The sequence below is a fragment of the Pseudoalteromonas sp. S1610 genome, from assembly GCF_005887465.1.
In the GTDB taxonomy this organism is placed as follows: domain Bacteria; phylum Pseudomonadota; class Gammaproteobacteria; order Enterobacterales; family Alteromonadaceae; genus Pseudoalteromonas; species Pseudoalteromonas undina.
The window spans coordinates 1-18480 of record NZ_PNDI01000009.1; the positions used below are offsets into that span (position 1 = coordinate 1).

Annotated in this window: 19 protein-coding genes; 8 read left to right on the forward strand and 11 right to left on the reverse strand. The window is 40.5% G+C overall.

The window, feature by feature from the left end; genetic code table 11:
• Positions 1-121: 121 nt before the first annotated feature.
• The 4 genes from CWB77_RS04255 to CWB77_RS04270 all read right to left on the reverse strand — a co-directional run bounded on the left by CWB77_RS04255 (position 122) and on the right by CWB77_RS04270 (position 3693).
• Positions 122-1033, reverse strand: coding sequence for a hypothetical protein (locus CWB77_RS04255; RefSeq protein WP_138621512.1), 912 nt, complete (start codon positions 1031-1033; stop codon positions 122-124).
• Between the two features lie 174 nt (positions 1034-1207).
• Positions 1208-2398 carry a dipeptidase gene (locus CWB77_RS04260; protein ID WP_138621514.1) on the reverse strand — a complete coding sequence of 397 codons (1191 nt, stop codon included), beginning with the start codon at positions 2396-2398 and terminating at the stop codon, positions 1208-1210.
• Positions 2399-2458: 60 nt separating this feature from the next.
• A complete protein-coding gene (locus tag CWB77_RS04265; protein WP_008114225.1) occupies positions 2459-2704 on the reverse strand; it encodes a YheU family protein in 246 nt (81 codons plus the stop codon).
• Between the two features lie 2 nt (positions 2705-2706).
• Positions 2707-3693, reverse strand: a complete 987-nt coding sequence (locus tag CWB77_RS04270; RefSeq protein ID WP_138621516.1) for a hydrolase — start codon at positions 3691-3693, stop codon at positions 2707-2709.
• Between the two features lie 588 nt (positions 3694-4281).
• Here CWB77_RS04270 and CWB77_RS04275 point away from each other — a divergent pair.
• Both CWB77_RS04275 and CWB77_RS04280 read left to right on the forward strand, forming a co-directional pair.
• A complete protein-coding gene (locus CWB77_RS04275; RefSeq protein ID WP_138621518.1) occupies positions 4282-4782 on the forward strand; it encodes a hypothetical protein in 501 nt (166 codons plus the stop codon).
• Complete coding sequence (locus tag CWB77_RS04280) at positions 4775-4996, forward strand: helix-turn-helix transcriptional regulator (RefSeq protein WP_010392331.1); 222 nt, start codon at positions 4775-4777, stop codon at positions 4994-4996. The genes CWB77_RS04275 and CWB77_RS04280 overlap by 8 nt, the downstream gene beginning before the upstream one ends.
• Positions 4997-5093: 97 nt before the next feature.
• Here the strand turns inward: CWB77_RS04280 and CWB77_RS04285 are convergent, their stop codons facing one another.
• Positions 5094-5510 (reverse strand): TIGR02444 family protein, encoded by a 417-nt coding sequence (locus CWB77_RS04285; RefSeq protein WP_010392333.1) that lies wholly within the window; start codon positions 5508-5510, stop codon positions 5094-5096.
• Positions 5497-7416, reverse strand: coding sequence for an ATP-binding cassette domain-containing protein (locus CWB77_RS04290; protein WP_010392334.1), 1920 nt, complete (start codon positions 7414-7416; stop codon positions 5497-5499). The genes CWB77_RS04285 and CWB77_RS04290 overlap by 14 nt, the downstream gene beginning before the upstream one ends.
• Positions 7417-7548: 132 nt before the next feature.
• Between CWB77_RS04290 and CWB77_RS04295 the strand changes: the two genes are divergently transcribed.
• The gene (locus CWB77_RS04295) at positions 7549-7752 is read left to right on the forward strand and encodes a YheV family putative zinc ribbon protein (RefSeq protein WP_008114218.1); all 204 of its coding nucleotides are present in this window, start codon (positions 7549-7551) and stop codon (positions 7750-7752) included.
• A gap of 17 nt (positions 7753-7769) precedes the next feature.
• On the opposite strand, the gene CWB77_RS04300 is transcribed toward CWB77_RS04295, so the two are convergent.
• Entirely contained in the window at positions 7770-7985 is a 216-nt protein-coding gene (locus CWB77_RS04300) for a SlyX family protein (protein ID WP_010392339.1), read from the reverse strand.
• Positions 7972-8970 (reverse strand): WD40 repeat domain-containing protein, encoded by a 999-nt coding sequence (locus tag CWB77_RS04305; protein ID WP_138621520.1) that lies wholly within the window; start codon positions 8968-8970, stop codon positions 7972-7974. Before CWB77_RS04305 ends, CWB77_RS04300 begins: the two co-directional genes overlap by 14 nt.
• 195 nt (positions 8971-9165) lie before the next feature.
• Here CWB77_RS04305 and fkpA point away from each other — a divergent pair, with 195 nt between their 5' ends.
• Positions 9166-9918: an FKBP-type peptidyl-prolyl cis-trans isomerase gene (fkpA, locus tag CWB77_RS04310; protein WP_021033142.1), complete on the forward strand. Its 753-nt coding sequence runs from the start codon at positions 9166-9168 to the stop codon at positions 9916-9918.
• Between the two features lie 60 nt (positions 9919-9978).
• Here fkpA and CWB77_RS04315 read toward each other — a convergent pair whose 3' ends face one another.
• Positions 9979-10449 carry an Rsd/AlgQ family anti-sigma factor gene (locus tag CWB77_RS04315; RefSeq protein ID WP_010392345.1) on the reverse strand — a complete coding sequence of 157 codons (471 nt, stop codon included), beginning with the start codon at positions 10447-10449 and terminating at the stop codon, positions 9979-9981.
• A gap of 504 nt (positions 10450-10953) precedes the next feature.
• Between CWB77_RS04315 and hemE the strand changes: the two genes are divergently transcribed.
• Positions 10954-12018 carry a uroporphyrinogen decarboxylase gene (hemE, locus tag CWB77_RS04320; RefSeq protein WP_008114207.1) on the forward strand — a complete coding sequence of 355 codons (1065 nt, stop codon included), beginning with the start codon at positions 10954-10956 and terminating at the stop codon, positions 12016-12018.
• Positions 12019-12087: 69 nt separating this feature from the next.
• Here hemE and sthA read toward each other — a convergent pair whose 3' ends face one another.
• Positions 12088-13518 (reverse strand): Si-specific NAD(P)(+) transhydrogenase, encoded by a 1431-nt coding sequence (gene sthA, locus CWB77_RS04325; RefSeq protein ID WP_041709585.1) that lies wholly within the window; start codon positions 13516-13518, stop codon positions 12088-12090.
• Between the two features lie 13 nt (positions 13519-13531).
• Positions 13532-14665, reverse strand: coding sequence for an acyl-CoA desaturase (locus tag CWB77_RS04330; RefSeq protein ID WP_054202812.1), 1134 nt, complete (start codon positions 14663-14665; stop codon positions 13532-13534).
• Between the two features lie 130 nt (positions 14666-14795).
• Between CWB77_RS04330 and fabR the strand changes: the two genes are divergently transcribed.
• The 3 genes from fabR (at position 14796) to leuB (ending at position 18436) form a co-directional block, all read left to right on the forward strand.
• Positions 14796-15413, forward strand: a complete 618-nt coding sequence (gene fabR, locus CWB77_RS04335; protein WP_008114202.1) for an HTH-type transcriptional repressor FabR — start codon at positions 14796-14798, stop codon at positions 15411-15413.
• Between the two features lie 396 nt (positions 15414-15809).
• Positions 15810-17363 carry a 2-isopropylmalate synthase gene (gene leuA, locus CWB77_RS04340; protein WP_010392352.1) on the forward strand — a complete coding sequence of 518 codons (1554 nt, stop codon included), beginning with the start codon at positions 15810-15812 and terminating at the stop codon, positions 17361-17363.
• Positions 17360-18436 carry a 3-isopropylmalate dehydrogenase gene (gene leuB / locus CWB77_RS04345; RefSeq protein ID WP_054202813.1) on the forward strand — a complete coding sequence of 359 codons (1077 nt, stop codon included), beginning with the start codon at positions 17360-17362 and terminating at the stop codon, positions 18434-18436. Before leuA ends, leuB begins: the two co-directional genes overlap by 4 nt.
• Positions 18437-18480: the final 44 nt, after the last annotated feature.

Here is an 18480-nt window from a genome sequence, read left to right on the forward strand (position 1 = left end):
TGTTGTAATGCATTAAGCATTAAAAAAAACCCGAGCTTAGCCTCGGGTTTTTTAATGTCTGAAGTAAAATTTAAGTATTAATGTTATCGCTGTAACAGAGTGGGAGCATGAACTTAATCAGTTAGTAACCAGCATTCTTACGTAATTCATCAAGCATATCTTGGTTACCCATCATTTCGTCAAGCGTTGCCCTGACTGCATTGCCAGAGCTGTTGTTATAAACTGATAGTAGATGCTGCGCCATTTGCTTCGTATAACCATCTTGTTTATTTTGAGCTTGGTAGTATTGCGCCATCAACCCTTGTGCAGCTAAGCGACGGATATAATCATTCGAGTCTTGCTCTAACAAGTTTGTAAATTGCTCTGCAAGGCGGTAATCAAGTACCGGTGTTTGAGTTGATAACTCAATAGCTTGAATTTTAAATTTTTCATCACTACTGTTGTTCGCTAAATTTAAAATGTTACCTACTACTTCATAGTCATACTCAGGCATAGTAGATTTATTTAGAATATACATATTCATTTGCAGTTGGCTAAGTGCAGCTAACCTATTTAAATCAGAGATGCTTGGATCTAAGGTTTGCTCTCTTAATTGAGAGTTTATTTGTTTTGCATAATCAGGTTCTGATTTGATCCTTAAATCATAGTCTTCTGGTAAGTCTGCATAAAAGCTATAAAGAGGATTTTGTTCACGTCGTTTTTCATCTTCTTGCTGCTGTTTTTCCTCTAGTACGTCAAGAACAAGTTCCTTAAATTCGTCGGTATCTTGTTCTTGATAAGAGCCATTAGCGTGCAGTGTTAAGTTTGCTACTTTGCGTTGTAGCGAACTTACTTTCTTGCTTAGTTCGTCAATTAAGGCTTCATTTAATTGCTGATATTCTGCATGTGTACTAATAGAAACTGTGGGACTTAGCTGTTGCTGCTTGGGCTTATTAAGCGAACTGGGCTGATCTTTAAAAAATGTTCCGTAGCATGAAATTACCAAGGCAAGTGTTGCTATAGTAATCGCAATAGTTCCTTTGTTTATAGTCATAAAATAATCTGCCTCTAAAATGGGTAATTTATCTGTTTTCGAAATATAAGTCTGTTAAAAAATGTGGTAAATGAGGATGAAATATACAAGTTAATTAAGAAGGCGGGGCGTGAGTGGTGAAATACGGTGTTTAAATTGGCTATAAGCGCTAGACCTAAGCCTAGCGCGTAAAGCTTAATGCGATTTTGCGTATTGCTCAGCTTGCTTCCACACTCTTAGTGTATTGCCGCTTAAAATCTTTTTAATATCGGTATCACTGTAACCTCTGTCCATCAAACCTTGAACTAGGTTAGGGTAGCTAGATACATCCTTTAAGCCGATAGGCAGTGAGTCACCTACACCGTCATAATCAGAGCCAATACCAACATGATCGATACCAATTAGCTTCACAACGTGATCAATATGATCAAGAACTTGCTCAAGGCTAGCAAATGGAAATGGATTTTTAGCGCGGTACATCGCATCAAAATCTTTAGCTACTTTTTTGCCTTCTTCAGTAATTGTTTGTTTTTTACTTTTGAATTGATCGTACCAACTTCCGGCTTTTGAAGTAACAAAACTTGAACCAAAGTTAATTTGAATCACACCACCGTTCTTTTTAAGGGCTAACAGCATGTCGTCATTCATATTACGCTCAAAACCCGGCGTGTATTTACGTAGTGAAGAGTGTGACGCAATAACGGGTGTGTTAGACAATTCCATTACTTGATAAAATGCATCGTCCGAAATATGCGATACATCAATCAGCATGCCGATGTTATTCATCTCTTTTACTAGCTCTTTACCGAATGGGCTTAAGCCTTTCCACTTGCGACGAATATCGTATGATGAGTCAGAAATATGATTGCTTTGCGAGTGAGCTAGGGTGATATAACGCACGCCACGATCAAAAAAGTGTTGTAGGTTTTTCATTTCGCCCTCGATAGGCGATCCGTTTTCCATACCCATGGCAATCGACATTTTACCTTGCGCAAATTGTGCTTCTATATCGCTTGTTGAGCTGGCAATGGCAAACTTATCTGGAGCACGAAACGCAATCGCTTCCATACCATCAATCAATTGATTCGCTAATTGAAAGCTTTTTCCTTTGCCTTCAAACTCTAAATGAGCAGGAATATAAATCGACATAAATGGCGCGTTTAAACCGCCTTTTACTGCACGAGGGTAGTCAAAATCGCCGCCCTCAGTGGCTTTAGTTACATCCGCCCATTTATCATGAATGCGGTAAGGTACATCAATGTGAGTGTCGATTAAAATGGTATCGTGAGCAAGCTTAATTGCTTTATCTGAAGGGGTTATTTCAGCGCTGACTGCGCCGGTTAATGCAATCGACATTGCAGCAACTAGTGAGCTTAGTTTTATCATTTATAATGGCTCTTTGAGTTAAAAAAACCATTGTCTATTTTTACGCCGTGTCTGACAAGTTTACTCGTCGAATTGCGCTTCACTTTGCAGTGCTTTGAATTCACTTTTAGAGATTATGGTGACCGATTCGTGCAGTTCAGAGAAAAACACCATAGCTTCGCCGCTTTTTAATTGCTGATTCACTTGCGCCACTTTACTTTCAATACTGAATTCTTGTTCGCCATAATCTGTGCCTTCACGCAGTACATAGCTTTCAATTAGGTTGTACAGTGTGTCTTTATCAAGTTGTTCAAAAGGAATAATCATAGTCACTCTTTATCGGTGTTATTAAATACACATTGCTTAAAATAGTCAGGCACTACTTGCTCTAACCAATACACGGGCTTAAGTGGATTGTTACCGCTAATAAAGCCAACGTGGCCGCCTTTTTCAGATATACGCAGCGTAACATGCTCACTTACATCCTGACTACTTGGAACCGCTTTAATCGACAGCATAGGGTCGTCTTTGGAATGAATAATTAGTGTAGGTGTCGCAATATCTTTTAAATATGGCATCGCACTGGCTTTTTTGTAGTAATCGTGTGCATTCTCAAAGCCATGCAACGGTGCTGTAAGCTGGTTATCGAACTCTAATAAATCGTCAATTTCCATTAATTGATCAGTGGTGATCGGTATCTGCTGTTTAATTTGCGGTAATTTACGTTGCATCGACTTTTTCATTCGATCGAGCAAATATTTTTGATAAATTTTACCTAAGCTTTTACGAATAACATCACTAGATGATGATAAATCATAGGGCGCAGATATCACGGCAGCTGCGTTAAGCGGGCTATGAATGTTTTCTTCGCCTAAATACTTAGCCAGTACATTACCACCCAATGAAAAACCCACCGCTACAATAGGGCGATTTGGAAACTGTTGTTTTAAATGATTTATAAAAAAAGCTAAATCGGCGGTGTCGCCACTATGGTAGGCTCTTGGTAAGCGGTTTACTTCGGTTGAGCAGTTTCTAAAGTGCATCAATACGACAGCAAAGCCTTGCTTTTTTAATGCCTTCATCATGCCTTTGGCATAAAAACTGTTGATATTGCCTTCAAGTCCATGAAGTACCACTGCGAGTGGTGCTTTTTCGTTATGCGGGAGTGACCAAGCAAGCTCAATAAAATCACCGTCGGGCGTATCAAGTTGCGCAAGTTCGTAGCGAGTATGATGAAAAGGGCGGAAAAAACGCGGTATTATGGTTTGAACGTGTCGGTTGGTCATCCACCATGCGGGTTTGAACTTAGGGATCATGTCTGTACTACGCACTTTGCAATTAACGAAGCGCTAGTGTAGCAAATTTTTTATATTTAAAAATAAAAAGCGCCTAATCAGTAAACTAATAAGGCGCTTTGTGCGTCGTGCTTAATGCTGTTCTTTAATATCTGCATCGTGTACTTTTTTCATGAAAAAATACACAAAGAAGAGGCATAAACTAATAACGACGCCTAAAAATCCAAATGATAAAAATAGTACTGGGTCGCTAAAAAAATCTCTAAAGAATACGTCCATAATTGCCTCCTGATGTCTATGGGGTAATCATAGGCTGGCTCAGTGGTACTTGATATGATCCAGATCAAGCTATTTTACAGATTATAAAATGGGCAATGCAGATGTTGATTTTGATCAATAAAGTTAAGTCGATTTTGCACTTTTTAGTAAATTATCTGCGATTTTTTAATCACTTTTATAATAAAGATGGTCAGCAAAGTTCAGCTTTGAATAACCGTTGCTTTGTTTTAGGTTAAATAAAACAAACCTTATGTTAAATATATTTGACATGGCTAAAAAGTGAACTTATAGTTTAAAAGTCAAAAATATTTTACTTGGAGTTAGCTTTATATGACTCGTTCAGAGCACTTTAAAGAACTTTTACAAAGCATAAGTTTTAGAGAACTGACGCTGAGTATCGATTTACTAGTAAGCGTGTACATATCTTACTTTTATGTAAACAGCCTAATGAATGCGAGTACGCAGCAGCTTAGTTCTGTTTCTTGGTTATCTGGCTTATTGCTACAGGTGTTAATTTATTCTGTGATACTTATAGTATTGAGCTATTTATTACTTACATTTATCAGTGATAATGAATTAAATCAGCCACCTGATGTGAGAGAAAAGCAAATAAATTTAGTGGGTTATAAATACAAGGCCATAATCTTACAGGCGGGAATTTGTGTTGCTATTTTTCAATATCAAATTGAAGCTAATAACTGGGGCCCAGCTATCGAATATAATATTCCATATTTACCAATGCATATCATGGTAGGCGCTTTTTTGGTTGCCGAAATAGTCAATTACATAGCGCAGCTTTATAAAGGCAGAACGGGTAATATCTATGAGTGAGTATGCAATAACTAACTCTATTCGAACATTACGCTTTTTACGCGATGAAATGACGCAAAAGCAGTTAGCAGATGCTATTGGCGTAACGCGGCAAACGGTAATGGCAATTGAGGCAAATAAATATTCACCCACTTTAGAGGTGGCTTTTAAAATTTCTTTAGTTTTTAACTTACCTTTAGAAGAGGTATTTCAATACAAAACTAAAGATATATAGCTTGGTGTATAAAAGTAAACCAAAGTAACCATGTATATAAGAGCTAATATTCATAATATAAATGGCTTTATGATCTGATGAAATTAATAGTGAAAAATTATGACAAATATTTATCGCTGTTATTGGGCGTTGCACAAGGTGTTAAATTCATACTATTAACTTCATCAATCAATATTATTTGTTGCTGCTTCTCTAATTTTAGCTCGGCACCGAGAAGTGCTTTTCGAATTGCGGCGTAATCTGTAATCTCGGCTTGATTGGCTTTTAAGTAGGCACGTGTGGCTCGTAGAGGCTTCAATGCCAGCTTATCAAACTCACTAATTGATTGTTCAAGCTTGTTTAGCTGTGTTTGGTTAATAGCTAGATTGAGAGAATCTAAGTAATACAGCAACAAGCATAGGTTGACGTTTTTACCTAGCTGGTTTTGATAATCCAACAGGCGCGTTTGCATGTCACCTTTGCTATAAAGGTTACATGCAAACTGCCAAAAATCGTTGCTTTTAAGCAAGTTCATCGGCGAATGCCTGCTCTTTTTGTTCCATTTCTTCAAGGGCCATAAGTAGCTCTTCTTCAACATCGTTAAGCTTAGGCGTAAGTGTGGCTTGTTTAGTAATTAACTCTTTAAGCTTGCCTTTATTTTCGTCGTTATAGAGAGTGTTATCGCCTAGCGCCTCTTCAACGTCAGCTAGTTCTGCAGCAAATTTATCTAATTGCTTTTCAAGTTTTTCAATTTGCTTTTTCAGCGGCTGAATCGCTTTTCTAAACTCTGCCTCTAAGCGCTTTTGCTCTTTACGGTTAACTTGTGAATGGGCTTTTGGCTCTTCGTCGGTGTCGTTTTTAGCGGCTTCTTTATTAGCATTAAGCAGCCACTGATAATATGCATCTAGGTCGTAGCCAAATTGGGTGACCTCGCCATTATCAACTAAATAAAATTCATCGGCGGTATTTTTAAGCATATGACGGTCATGCGATACCGTGACCATAGCGCCTTCAAAGCCTTGTAATGCCATAACTAAAGCGTGGCGCATTTCTAAATCAAGGTGGTTGGTTGGCTCATCGAGTAGTAGTAAATTTGGTTTTTGATAAACCAACATAGCCAGTACTAAACGAGCTTTTTCACCGCCAGAAAAGGGAGCTACAGGGTCGAGTGCTTTATCGCCTACAAAGGCAAAACCGCCTAAAAAGTCACGCAATGATTGTTCGCTGGCTTTAGGGTTTAAGCGTTGCAGGTGAGTGACGGCACTGGCTTTTAAATCTAGAGACTCCAGTTGATGCTGCGCAAAGTAGCCAATGTTTAAGCCTTGATGCTGAAACACTTCACCTGCTTGAGGCTGTAAGTCACCTGACAGTAACTTAATCAGTGTTGATTTACCTGCGCCATTTCTACCCAGTAGTGCAATACGGCTGCCTGGTACTAAGTTCAGCTTAATACTGTTTAAAATGGTGACATCGCCATAACCGGCTTTGGCTTTGTCGAGTGTCATTAGCGGATTGGGCAGGGCGGTTGGCTCAGCAAATTCAAAATCAAATGGCGAGTCAGCATGTGCTGGGGCAAGTTTTTCCATGCGCTCTAGCGCTTTAACACGGCTTTGTGCCTGTTTGGCTTTACTGGCTTTGGCTTTAAAGCGGGTAATGAACTGCTCAAGATGCGCTATTTGTTCTTGTTGTTTTTCAAACATGGCTTGCTGCTGCAATAGGCGCTCAGCTTTTTGGCGTTCAAACTGCGAGTAGTTACCTTTGTACACATTAATAAGTTGTTTATCTATATGCCAAATTTGATCGACCACAGCGTCTAAAAACTCACGGTCATGAGAAATAAGTACTAGCGTGCCGGTGTAGGCACGTAAAAAACGCTCGAGCCAATACACGGCATCTAAATCAAGGTGGTTTGTTGGCTCATCCAGTAACAGTAAGTCGGCATCGCGAATAAGCGCTTGGGCTAAGTTTAAGCGCATGCGCCAACCACCCGAAAATGCACTTACCGGGTTTTCTATTTGATTATTAGCAAAGCCTAAACCATGTAACAGCTCACCTGCCTTGGCTTCTATGCTATAGCCTTTAATGTTTTCAAGCTGAATATGCACTTTAGCTTGAGTGTCGCCATCGTGATTTTGCTCGGCTTCACGCAACGCAATTCTTAGTGCGTAGTATTCAGGGTGGCCTTGCAGTACGTAATCTATGGCGCTTATTTCAAGGGCGGGGGTTTCTTGCTTTACTGAGGCAAGTGACCAATCTTTAGGAATACTGCAATTACCGCCATCTAACGAAAGCTCAGATTTTAATAAACTAAATAGCGTTGACTTACCACAGCCATTGGCACCAACAAGGCCTACTTTGTGCTCTGGAAATAATGTAGCCGATGCATTTTTTAATAAAGCTTTGCCACCGCGAAGCAGTTCTATTTCTGAGATTTGGATCATAAATACGTTACTTTACTGTGCCTTGATTGAATTGCCGCCATTATAACACGGATCTTATTAGCCATATCAATCGTATCAAGTAGGCAAATATTGCGATAAAATAACGTCAGTCAAAATGGTAGGAAAAGCGAAGTGAAACATAAAAAACGATTTATTGCTGGAGCAACGTGTCCTGAGTGTAAAACTATGGATATGTTAATGCTTTACAAAGAGCACGACGTAGAAAAAGTTGAATGTATGCAATGTGGTCATAAAATGGCTCAACCAGAGCAAGCAGTACAGGCATCAACACGCCAATTTGAACAGATCATTGGCGTGTTTAATCCAGGCGACTAGTGCCTTGTTAGTGCTGCTTAATAATGCGGCGGCGGTGGCTCTGGCATATTCGACATCATAGGCTGTGATGACTGCGACTCTTTAAGTTTTTCAGCCAGCAACTCGGTTTGGCGCTTTATTTTTGCCATCTGTTGCTGGTGAACTTTTATTTCATCATTTAAAATTTCAATCGTTTCGTCTTGAAAAGCCACTTTAGCCTCAAGCTCCATTAACCGATGTTCAATTGTGTTCATTTGGTTCTCGTATAATAAAGCGCTCAGCGATTCCGCTTGAGCTTTCAGTTAACAATGATTTACCGTTATCTGTAAATGTCACATCAAGTACCACTGCCGATTTTGGCTTACTGCCTTCTCTTGGGGTCACTTGCCATGTTTGAATTTTTTCACCACTGTTTAGCTGCCATAAATCCACTCGTTTGTTGGGTGAACCGGTTGCTAATAAAGTGCCTTGGTCGTTAAAGCGCACCGCAGTAAAAATTTTCTGACGCGCAATATACTTTAGTTTACTAACAAGGTCACCTGTAGTCAGCTTCCATACATTTGCTTGTGCCATACTGTCGGCGGTAAAAGCATAACGTCCTTGAGGATCTAAAGCGACTTGGGTTACTCGGGTTGGGTGATTAAAGCGATGGATAACTTGTCCACTTTGGGTATCCCATAAGTAGGCCACATAATCGTTTGAGCCGCTCAATGCATAGCGCCCATTAGGTGATAGGTCTACGGTGTTTACTTTATCTTGGTGGCCTAAAAATTCAATGCGTCTGCCAGTGTTAAGGTTTATAAATACCACAACGCCATCGCTGCGCCCGTAAATAACACTGTTGCCTTGGTTACTAATGGCAATATCGCGGATGCTGGCTTTTTGTATTTTGTAAAAGCCTTTATTTTTGCCTGAGGCTATATCCCAAACGGCAAAGGTGGTTTTTTCGGCGGTAACAGCCACGCTATTATCAAAAGCAATGGCTACGGCATAAACTAAGCTATCTTCAGCCTGTTGTTGAAACCATTGGTATTTAAGCGCTTGCTGTTGATTATCCCAAAGGGCGACCCCATGATTGATAGAAGACACTAAGCTGTATTGACCATCATGCGATAGTGCGGATGAGAAAGCACCTTGTGCTGTGTGCTCAAAACTAGCCACTGCTTTTTGTTTTTCATCACTACATGCAATTGTTAATAAACAGCAGGTAGCAACTAAAAAAGTACGAAATAACGACATATTACAGGTATTTCCTCTTAACTCTTCGTGACTGAGAGGTTAGACTAGGTTGCGAAAAACGCCTAGGTTGTTTGTCTAATCACTGGATATGTTTTTAGTTTAGCTATTAAACAAGCAGCCTACCATGTAGGCCGTTAATCTTTAACTAGTAATATTACAATAAATGACAACTGCAAAGTGTGTCGGAGATTTAAAATGAGAAAGACGATTAAATTGTCATTGATTGCAGCGTCAGTTTTAGCGCTTACAGCTTGTAATCAAGAAGCAAAAAAAGAGCAAGCAGACGTTAAGCTAGATACTGTAGCGCAACAACAAGCATACGGTATTGGTGCATCTGTAGGTAACTTTTTAAATAAAGACCTAGCAGATAAAAAAGAGATTGGTATCGAATTAGATCAAGCATTATTAATGCGTGGATTTGAAGATGCACTTGCTGGTAATGCTAAAATTGACGAAGAGAAAATTCGTGAAGTATTAACAGCATTAGATGAGTCAGTGCGTACTAAACAAGAAGAAAAAGCAAAAGTAGAGTCTGAAAAAAGCAAAGTTGAGGGTGAAAAATACCTAACTGAGAATGCTAAAAAAGAAGGCGTAATGGTTACTGAGTCTGGTTTACAGTACGAAGTAATGAGCGAAGGCGAAGGCGCTAAGCCAGTAGCGACTGACGTAGTTAAAGTGCATTATAAAGGTACTCTTTTAGACGGTACTGAATTTGATAGCTCTTACTCACGCAACGAGCCAACAACTTTCCCACTAAACCGTGTTATTCCTGGTTGGACTGAAGGTTTACAACTTATGACTGTTGGTTCTAAGTACAAATTTACCATTCCTTCAGATCTTGCTTACGGTGATCGTGATTTAGGTAAAATTCCTGCTAATTCAACACTTATTTTTGAAGTTGAATTATTAGAAATTCAAAATGATGCAGAAGCTGCCGCTGCAGAATAAGTATTTATATAAAACAAAAAAGGGACCTTAGGTCCCTTTTTTATTGCACTGAATAATTAATTAGTCAGTGTGGTTAGAATATAAGTTATCAATTAACTCATCTTCAAGTGCAAAGCGCGCTTCGAGTGCTTCACCAATAACCGATAGGTCATTATCAAATCCTACTAACAAATCTTCTGCGTCTACTTCAGCGTATTTGTCATTGAAATCTAGAGCAATGTCAGTGGTATCTGAAATACGTGGGTATATAGTATTTGCCAGTTGTTGGCTTTCTAAGCCTTTCTTTTCGCAAGCTTTAGCAATATCGTCGTACACTTCAAAGTGGCCGGCCGATAGGTAATCCATTAAGATTTGGCAAAATGCTTGAATTTGTGATGGTTCAGGCAAAGATTGATCTTTTTTCTCGTAAGGTGAAAAGCCTGCAATTTTACAATAAAGTACAATCAGCTCTTGGCGTTCGTTTAACCAATTGTCGATGACCGTATGGCTACCCCCCCACTTTTGTTGAGCTTTTTCTACACGCTTCAGCATAATTCTTCTCCTAAGCTGGGTTGGATTTTTAATTGGTAATAAAGTTTCTATCATCCAAGATATATTTAATTGGCGTGTATATCAACAAGTAAAATAGATGTAGTACCACAGAGGGTTTTGTTTAAGGTATAAGTTGTAAGTAATTTATTTCAGGCAAGAAAAAACCACCTGTTACGGTGGTTTAATTTCTTTATTAGACTTGTTTAAACAAGCATTCTTATTTTTATTAGAGATTTTTATTATTTTTGTATTAACGATTTTTGTTATTGTTTTGTTAACGCGGGAGTAACAATACCAAGCTTTTTTAAATGTTGCAAATAGTTTAATGAAAAGTTTTTATTGTTAACGTTTGTTAGGTTGTTTTATATACAAAACGAAATGAAAACTAAAAATTACTTGATCTAGCGCTACTCTAAGGCGATTTAATCGCTTAGCGATAGAGGGGGCGCAAATATGGTGGTACAATCTTGCACAATTTCTAAAAGCCCTAGGACTCTATACGCTATGAGCGAATTAAAAAACGACCGTTATTTACGTGCCCTTGCCAAGCAACCTGTTGATGTCACGCCAGTATGGATGATGCGTCAAGCTGGACGTTATTTACCTGAATACCGTGCTACACGTGCACAAGCGGGCGATTTTATGAGCCTGTGTAGAAATGCTGAGTTAGCCTGTGAAGTAACTTTACAACCTCTGCGCCGTTACCCGTTAGATGCCGCTATTTTATTTAGTGATATTTTAACTATTCCCGATGCAATGGGATTAGGTTTGTACTTTGAAACAGGTGAAGGCCCTAAGTTTGAACGCCCAATTTCATCATTAGCCGATGTTAAAAAAATTCCAAAACTCGATCCTACCGATGAGCTTGGCTACGTAATGAATGCTGTAAGCACTATTCGTCGTGAGCTTAAAGGTGAAGTGCCATTAATTGGTTTCTCGGGTTCACCTTGGACACTTGCAACTTATATGGTTGAAGGCGGAAGCAGTAAGGTTTTTGGTAAAATCAAAAAAATGGCATTTGCTGAGCCACAAACACTGCATTTATTGCTTGATAAGCTAGCTGATTCAGTGATTGATTACTTAAATGCGCAAGTTAAAGCGGGTGCACAATCGCTGATGATATTTGATTCGTGGGGCGGTGTATTGAGCCCGCGTGACTACAATGAGTTTTCACTGCAGTATATGCATAAAATCGTTGATGGTTTAATTCGCGAAAATGATGGCCGTAAAGTACCCGTTACTTTATTCACTAAAAATGGTGGCCAATGGATTGAGGCAATTGCAGCAACTGGTTGTGATGCAGTAGGCCTAGATTGGACTATTAATATTGGTGATGCCAAACGTCGTGTTGGCGATAAAGTGGCACTACAAGGCAATATGGATCCTTCAATGCTTCACGGCACGCCAGATCGTATTCGCCAAGAAGTCGGCACTATTTTAGAAGACTTTGGCACTGGCAATGGTCATGTATTTAACTTAGGTCATGGTATTACACCTGATGTTGATCCAGAAAATGCGGGTGTATTTATTAACGCTGTGCATGAGCTAAGTGCGCAATATCATAAGTAAGTTATGAACTCACAATAAAAAGCCCGCTAATTAGCGGGCTTTTTTGTGCAAACTGTTTTACTTAAGTTTTTACTTAAACAAGCGGTTTAAGCCATTTAATGCCGCAACTCGATAAGCTTCTGCCATTGTTGGGTAGTTAAACGTAGTATTTACAAAGTAGTCGATGGTATTGCCACCATTTTTTTGTTCCATTATAGCTTGGCCAATGTGAACAATCTCAGAAGCACGCTCACCAAAGCAATGCACGCCAAGTACTTCTTTGGTTTCTGTATGGAACAATATTTTTAAACTACCCACATCGGTACCTGCAATTTGCGCACGGGCTAAGTGTTTAAATTGCGCACGCCCCACTTCATACGGTACTTTTGCGGCAGTTAATTGCTGCTCTGTTTTACCAACAGAACTCATTTCAGGAATAGTATAAATACCGGCTGGAATATCAATAATCAGCTTTTCATCGCAGTTACCAGAAGCAATGGCATCTGCGGCAATTCGACCTTGGTCAAATGCAGCACTAGCAAGGCTTGGGTAGCCAATAACATCGCCTACTGCGTATACATTGTCTATTTCTGTTTGGTAGGTTTCGTTTACTTTTACTTGTCCGCGGCTATCTGCTTTTAAGCCAATCGCTTCTAAATTCAGTGTATCGGTATTACCAGTACGGCCATTGGCAAATAAAATACAGTCAGCCTTTACACGTTTACCTGATTTTAAATGCATAACAACACAGTCATCGCGGGTTTCAATGCGATCAAATTCTTCGTTATGGCGAATAACAATGCCACTATTCCAAAAGTGATAGCTAAGTGCATCAGATATTTCAGCATCCATAAACGCAAGTAGGCGATCGCGAGTATTTACTAAATCAACCTTTGCACCTAGCCCTTTAAAGATAGATGCGTATTCACAGCCAATTACACCCGCGCCGTATATAAGTACGCGATGAGGATCGTGTTCAAGGCCTAAAATTGTGTCACTTTCATAAATACGCGAATGGGTGAAATCAACACCTGGTGGGCGATAAGGGCGTGAGCCGGTAGCAATAACAATAGTTTGTGCAGTTAGGCGTTCAGTTGAACCGTCATTACGTCTAATTTCAATAGTGTGCTTATCAACAAAGCTAGCATCGCCTTGAAACATATGAATGCGGTTACGATCGTAAAAGCTGCTGCGTAAGTTTGATTGCTTTGAAATTACCGAGCTGGCATGGCGTAAAATATCTGGAAAAGTAAGTCTTACTGGGCGCTCACCTACGTTAAACAAAGGGTTTGCTTTGTATTCGATATAGCGACTAACCGAATGGCGAAGTGCCTTTGAAGGAATGGTTCCCCAGTGAACACAACCACCACCAACAGCAGTTTGGCGTTCAATAACCGCTACTTTTTTGTTACTTTTAGAGAGGTTCATAGCGGTCCCTTCACCGCCAGGACCCGTGCCAATAATGATTGCATCATATTGGTAGCTCACGGGTACTTTTTTCTTTTCTGGTTGTTTGGCCACAGCCACTCCTATTTTAACTAAAAGAGGCTTTTAATAACCTCGCATTAAGTGCTAGCCATGCCTGTTTTTGTGTTTCCCAGGCGGCTTCAAGCTCGTGATATTGTGCCATTAATGCCGACTTTTCACACTGCTTTGCCATATTATTTTTTTTAGCTTCCAACACTTGTTTTTGTAATGAGCAATAATTTTGCAGCTTTTTAAGCAACAAATCGTACTCTTGTTGTAATAATGTAAGCTTATCTTGCGCTAAAGGCAATTTTGCAAGGCGACCTTGTGTTTTGCTCATTAAGGTTTCTGCTTTAGCTTTTTCAATGCGCTCAACCGGTGTACGCTTTAATTTACTTGCTAAACCAATGGCTGCGAGTGAGCGGATCATCCATTTTGTTGGGTCGTAATGAAACCATTTAATGCCATTGCGGTAATCGCTAGCAAAAATATGATGGAAGTTATGATAACCCTCACCGTAGGTAAATAGTGCTAAAAAGCCATTGTCTCTCGCGGTGTTTTTTTCAGTGTAAGGGCGTGAACCCCAAATGTGTGCTACTGAGTTAATAAAAAAGGTAAAGTGCTGACTTAGCACTAAACGCAATAAGCCTGCTAACAGTAACATGCCCCATACATCACCAAGCATTAAGCCGAGTACTAGCGGTAAACCAACATTCATGGCAATTACCAATTTTAAGTAATGCTTGTGCTGCCACATAACAATTTTATTTCGCTGTAAATCACGACAGTTGCTGTAATCATCGTAGCTGTCGCCTTGGTAGTCACGTAGCATCCAACCAATGTGGCTATACCAAAAGCCATTTGTGGCGGCATAAGGGTCTTTAACTGGGTCATCAACTTGACCATGGTGAATTCGATGATCGCTACTCCAATGCAATGCACTGTTTTGTAGCGCAAAGGCACCACCAAGGGCAAAAATAAATTCAACCACAGGGTGAGCGTTGTAAGTTTTGTGCGCCCATAAACGATGGTAGCCCGCGGTGATCGATAATCCCGCAAAAAACATGCAAGCTACAAAAGCAACCCACTGCGTGCCTGTAAAGCCATAGTTAAACCCATACCAAGGTACAAGTGTAATAGCAGCCAAAAACGTCAGGCTAAAGAAAAGGACGTTGGTCCATATAATCGGTGGTTTTTTCATGTTTCTCATTTCTCAGCGTACAACTGTACGCTAAAATAATATTTCAATCTGCTGCCGTCAAGTATTAGACTGTACTATTAGCTATTTTTTTAATTAAAAATTTATTACAAATTCACTCAGGGAGCTGTTGATGTCGGGTGTTAGAGCACAACAGAAACAAAAAACACGACAAGCATTAATTGAAGCTGCATTTAATCAACTTAGTGCTGATCATAGCTTTTCTAATTTAAGCTTGCGTGAAGTAGCACGCGAAGCTGGTATTGCGCCTACCTCTTTTTATCGTCACTTTAAAGATATGAACGAGTTGGGCTTAACCATGGTTGATGAAGCGGGTTTAACCCTGCGCCAGCTGATGCGCCAAGCACGCAGACGAATAGCCAGTGGTGGCAGTGTCATCAACACCTCTGTGGTTACTTTTATGGAGTTTATTGATAACTCAAGCAATCAGTTTAGACTTTTGCTGCGTGAACGCTCAGGTACCTCAAAAGCATTTAGAGCAGCAGTGGCACGTGAAGTGAAACACTTTATTTTAGAACTCGCACATTATTTAGAAAGTGAAACCCCCTGCGATGCTATTCATGCGTATATTCAGGCAGAAGCCATGGTTACTTTGGTATTTAATGCAGGCGCTGAAGCGCTCGATATTGAAGGTCAGCAACGCGATGAACTGATTGAGCGAGTTATATGGCAGTTACGTTATATTACGCGCGGCGCGTCAAATTACGTACGTGCTGAAAATAAAGAATAAATATTAAAAAAGTTAAAATAAGCGCTGTATTTTACAGCGCTTATTAATTTAAACCTGCTCTAGGTTTAAGTTGGATATTTTATTCTTCTATCCAATTTTGTTTGAATTTTAAATCCCCAGAAAGTCCCCTTTAATTATTTGTTTGGTATTTTTATGCTTGCGCCAACTGCGTTGCAATGATAAAAATAAGCCTCATTGGACACACACACAAGAAAACAGATGCAAACTATTCGCTTAATTACACTAAACCTAAACCTCTTACTGCTGTGGCAAGTGAGCGGGGATTAGTGTGTTTGCATTGAGCTAAACATTAAAAACCCCGCAACCGCGGGGTTTTTTTTATCTCGCTGCAGGGATAAATCGAAATTTGGGTAATACAGGAATTGAGGGGCAGTTATGCAACAGCAAGATAAAGTATGGATTTTTGATACCACCTTACGTGATGGTGAGCAGGCACTAAAAGCAAGCCTAACAGAAGACGATAAAGTTCAACTGGCGCATACCATTAGCCGCTTAAATGTGGATGTAATGGAAGTGGGGTTTCCGGTGTCGAGCCCAGCTGACTTTCGCTCAGTGCAACGTATTGCCACCGAGGTGAAAGGCCCTATTATTTGTGGCTTAGCTCGCTCGGTTGCCAAAGATATCGAGGCCTGTGGCGATGCGCTGCGCGCTGCACAGCAAAGCCGTATTCATACTTTTATTGCCACCAGCCCGCTTCATCTTGAACACAAGTTGCGTATGAGCCTTGATGATGCCACTGCAATGGCTGTTAAATCTATTAAATTAGCGCGTAACTATACCGATGATGTTGAGTTTTCGTGTGAAGATGCTGGGCGTACACCGCATTGGGATTTATGCAAAATTGTTGAGCAAGCAATTAACGCCGGTGCATCAACAATTAATTTGCCAGATACAGTCGGTTTTGTAACGCCAGATGAATACGCAGCAATGATCCGTCATTTAATGAATAACGTGCCAAATATAGATAAAGCGCGTTTAAGTGTGCATTGCCACAACGATTTAGGTTTAGCCGTTGCCAACTCCGTGGCCGCAGTGCAAGCCGGTGCACGCCAAATTGAATGCACCATTAATGGTATAGGTGAGCGTGCGGGGAACTGTTCACTTGAAGAAGTGGCAATGATCATGAAAATGCGTAAAGACCACTTAAACGTATATACCGACATAAAAAGCGAAGAAATTTATCGCGCCTCTCGCCAGGTAGCCAAAATTTGTAATATGCCGGTACAGCCAAATAAAGCGATTGTTGGCGAAAATGCGTTTGCTCACAGCTCAGGTATTCATCAAGACGGTGTATTAAAAGCGCAAAACACGTATGAAATTATGTCACCAGAAAGTGTTGGCGTACCAAGTAACCAATTAAATATGACCTCACGTTCAGGTCGTCATGTTATAGAACACCGCTTAGAAGAATTAGGCTATCAAAAATCAGATTACGACATGGATAGCTTATACCAAAGTTTCGTTGCGCTGGCTGACCAAAAAGGCACAGTATACGACTACGACCTAGAGGCCATGATTTACTTTAATCAAATTAACGACAAAGACGAAAAGTACCAGTTAGAGTTTGTTAACTCTGCGTCTAATTCACAATCGGTGGCCAGCTCAACCATAGGCTTGCTGATTGATGGCGAAGCAAAACAAGAAGCCGCAACAGGTAATGGTCCAGTTGAAGCTTCGTTTGCTGCTATTGAGCGCTTAACAGGTATGAGTGTTGAAATGATTGAATACAATTTAGAGGCCACCGGCCAAGGCGCCAGCTCATTAGGGCAAGTGAATATTATTGCTAAATATGATGGTCGTCCCTATCACGGTGCTGGTATTGCGGCCGATGTGGTCGAAGCCTCAGTACGGGCTATGGTTCGGGTTTATAACTTAATTTATCGAGCACAAAAAGTGTCTGATTTAAAACAACAAAGGAAAGCAGGATGAGTAAAACACATTACAGCGTTGCCGTATTAGCAGGCGACGGTATTGGCCCAGAAGTTATGGCAGCTGCAGAGCAAGTACTTGACGCTGTCAGTGATAAATTTGGTTTTACTCTGAACCGTGAGCACCACGCGATTGGCGGCGCAGCGATTGATGAATTTGGCAAAGCACTTCCTGATACAACTTTAAAAGCCTGTGAAAACGCCGATGCTATTTTATTTGGCTCCGTGGGTGGCCCTAAGTGGGAGCATTTACCACCAAATGATCAACCAGAGCGCGCGTCATTGTTACCACTACGAAAGCACTTTGGTTTGTTTTGTAACTTACGCCCAGCTCAATTGTTACCCGCATTAAGCGCTGCATCACCACTTCGTGCTGATATTAGCGAAAAAGGCTTTGATATTTTGTGTGTGCGTGAGCTAACTGGCGGTATTTATTTTGGTGAAAAAGGTCGCAGTGGCGAAGGTGCTGAAGAAGCGGCATTTGACACCCAAACATACTCGCGTAAAGAAATTGAGCGTATTGCACGTTTTGCTTTTGAGGCCGCTAAATTGCGCAGCAATCATGTAACCTCGGTTGATAAAGCCAATGTTTTAGCATCAAGTGTACTTTGGCGTGAAGTAGTCACTGAAGTGAGTAAAGAGTTTCCTGAGGTGAGCTTAGATTATATTTATGTAGATAATGCAGCGATGCAGCTAGTTAAACAGCCTAGCCAGTTTGATGTATTACTGTGCGATAACTTATTTGGCGACATTTTATCGGACGAATGCGCGATGATCACCGGCTCAATGGGGCTATTACCTTCGGCTAGCTTAAATCAATCAGGCTTTGGCTTGTATGAACCCGCGGGTGGCTCAGCGCCCGATATCGCCGGAAAAGGGGTCGCTAACCCTATTGCACAAATTTTAAGTGCCGCATTAATGTTACGTTATTCATTAGGACAAGATGAAGCGGCTCGCACCATTGAAAAAGCAGTTGCAGAGGCGGTTGAAGCGGGTGTGGGGACGCCTGATATTTATCCGCAGGGCGGCTACACCACCACCGATGTTGCAGCGGCTATTGTTTCACGCATTTAACTATTAAAGCCACAGCACCGTTAGGCTGTGGCTCAATCAGATCA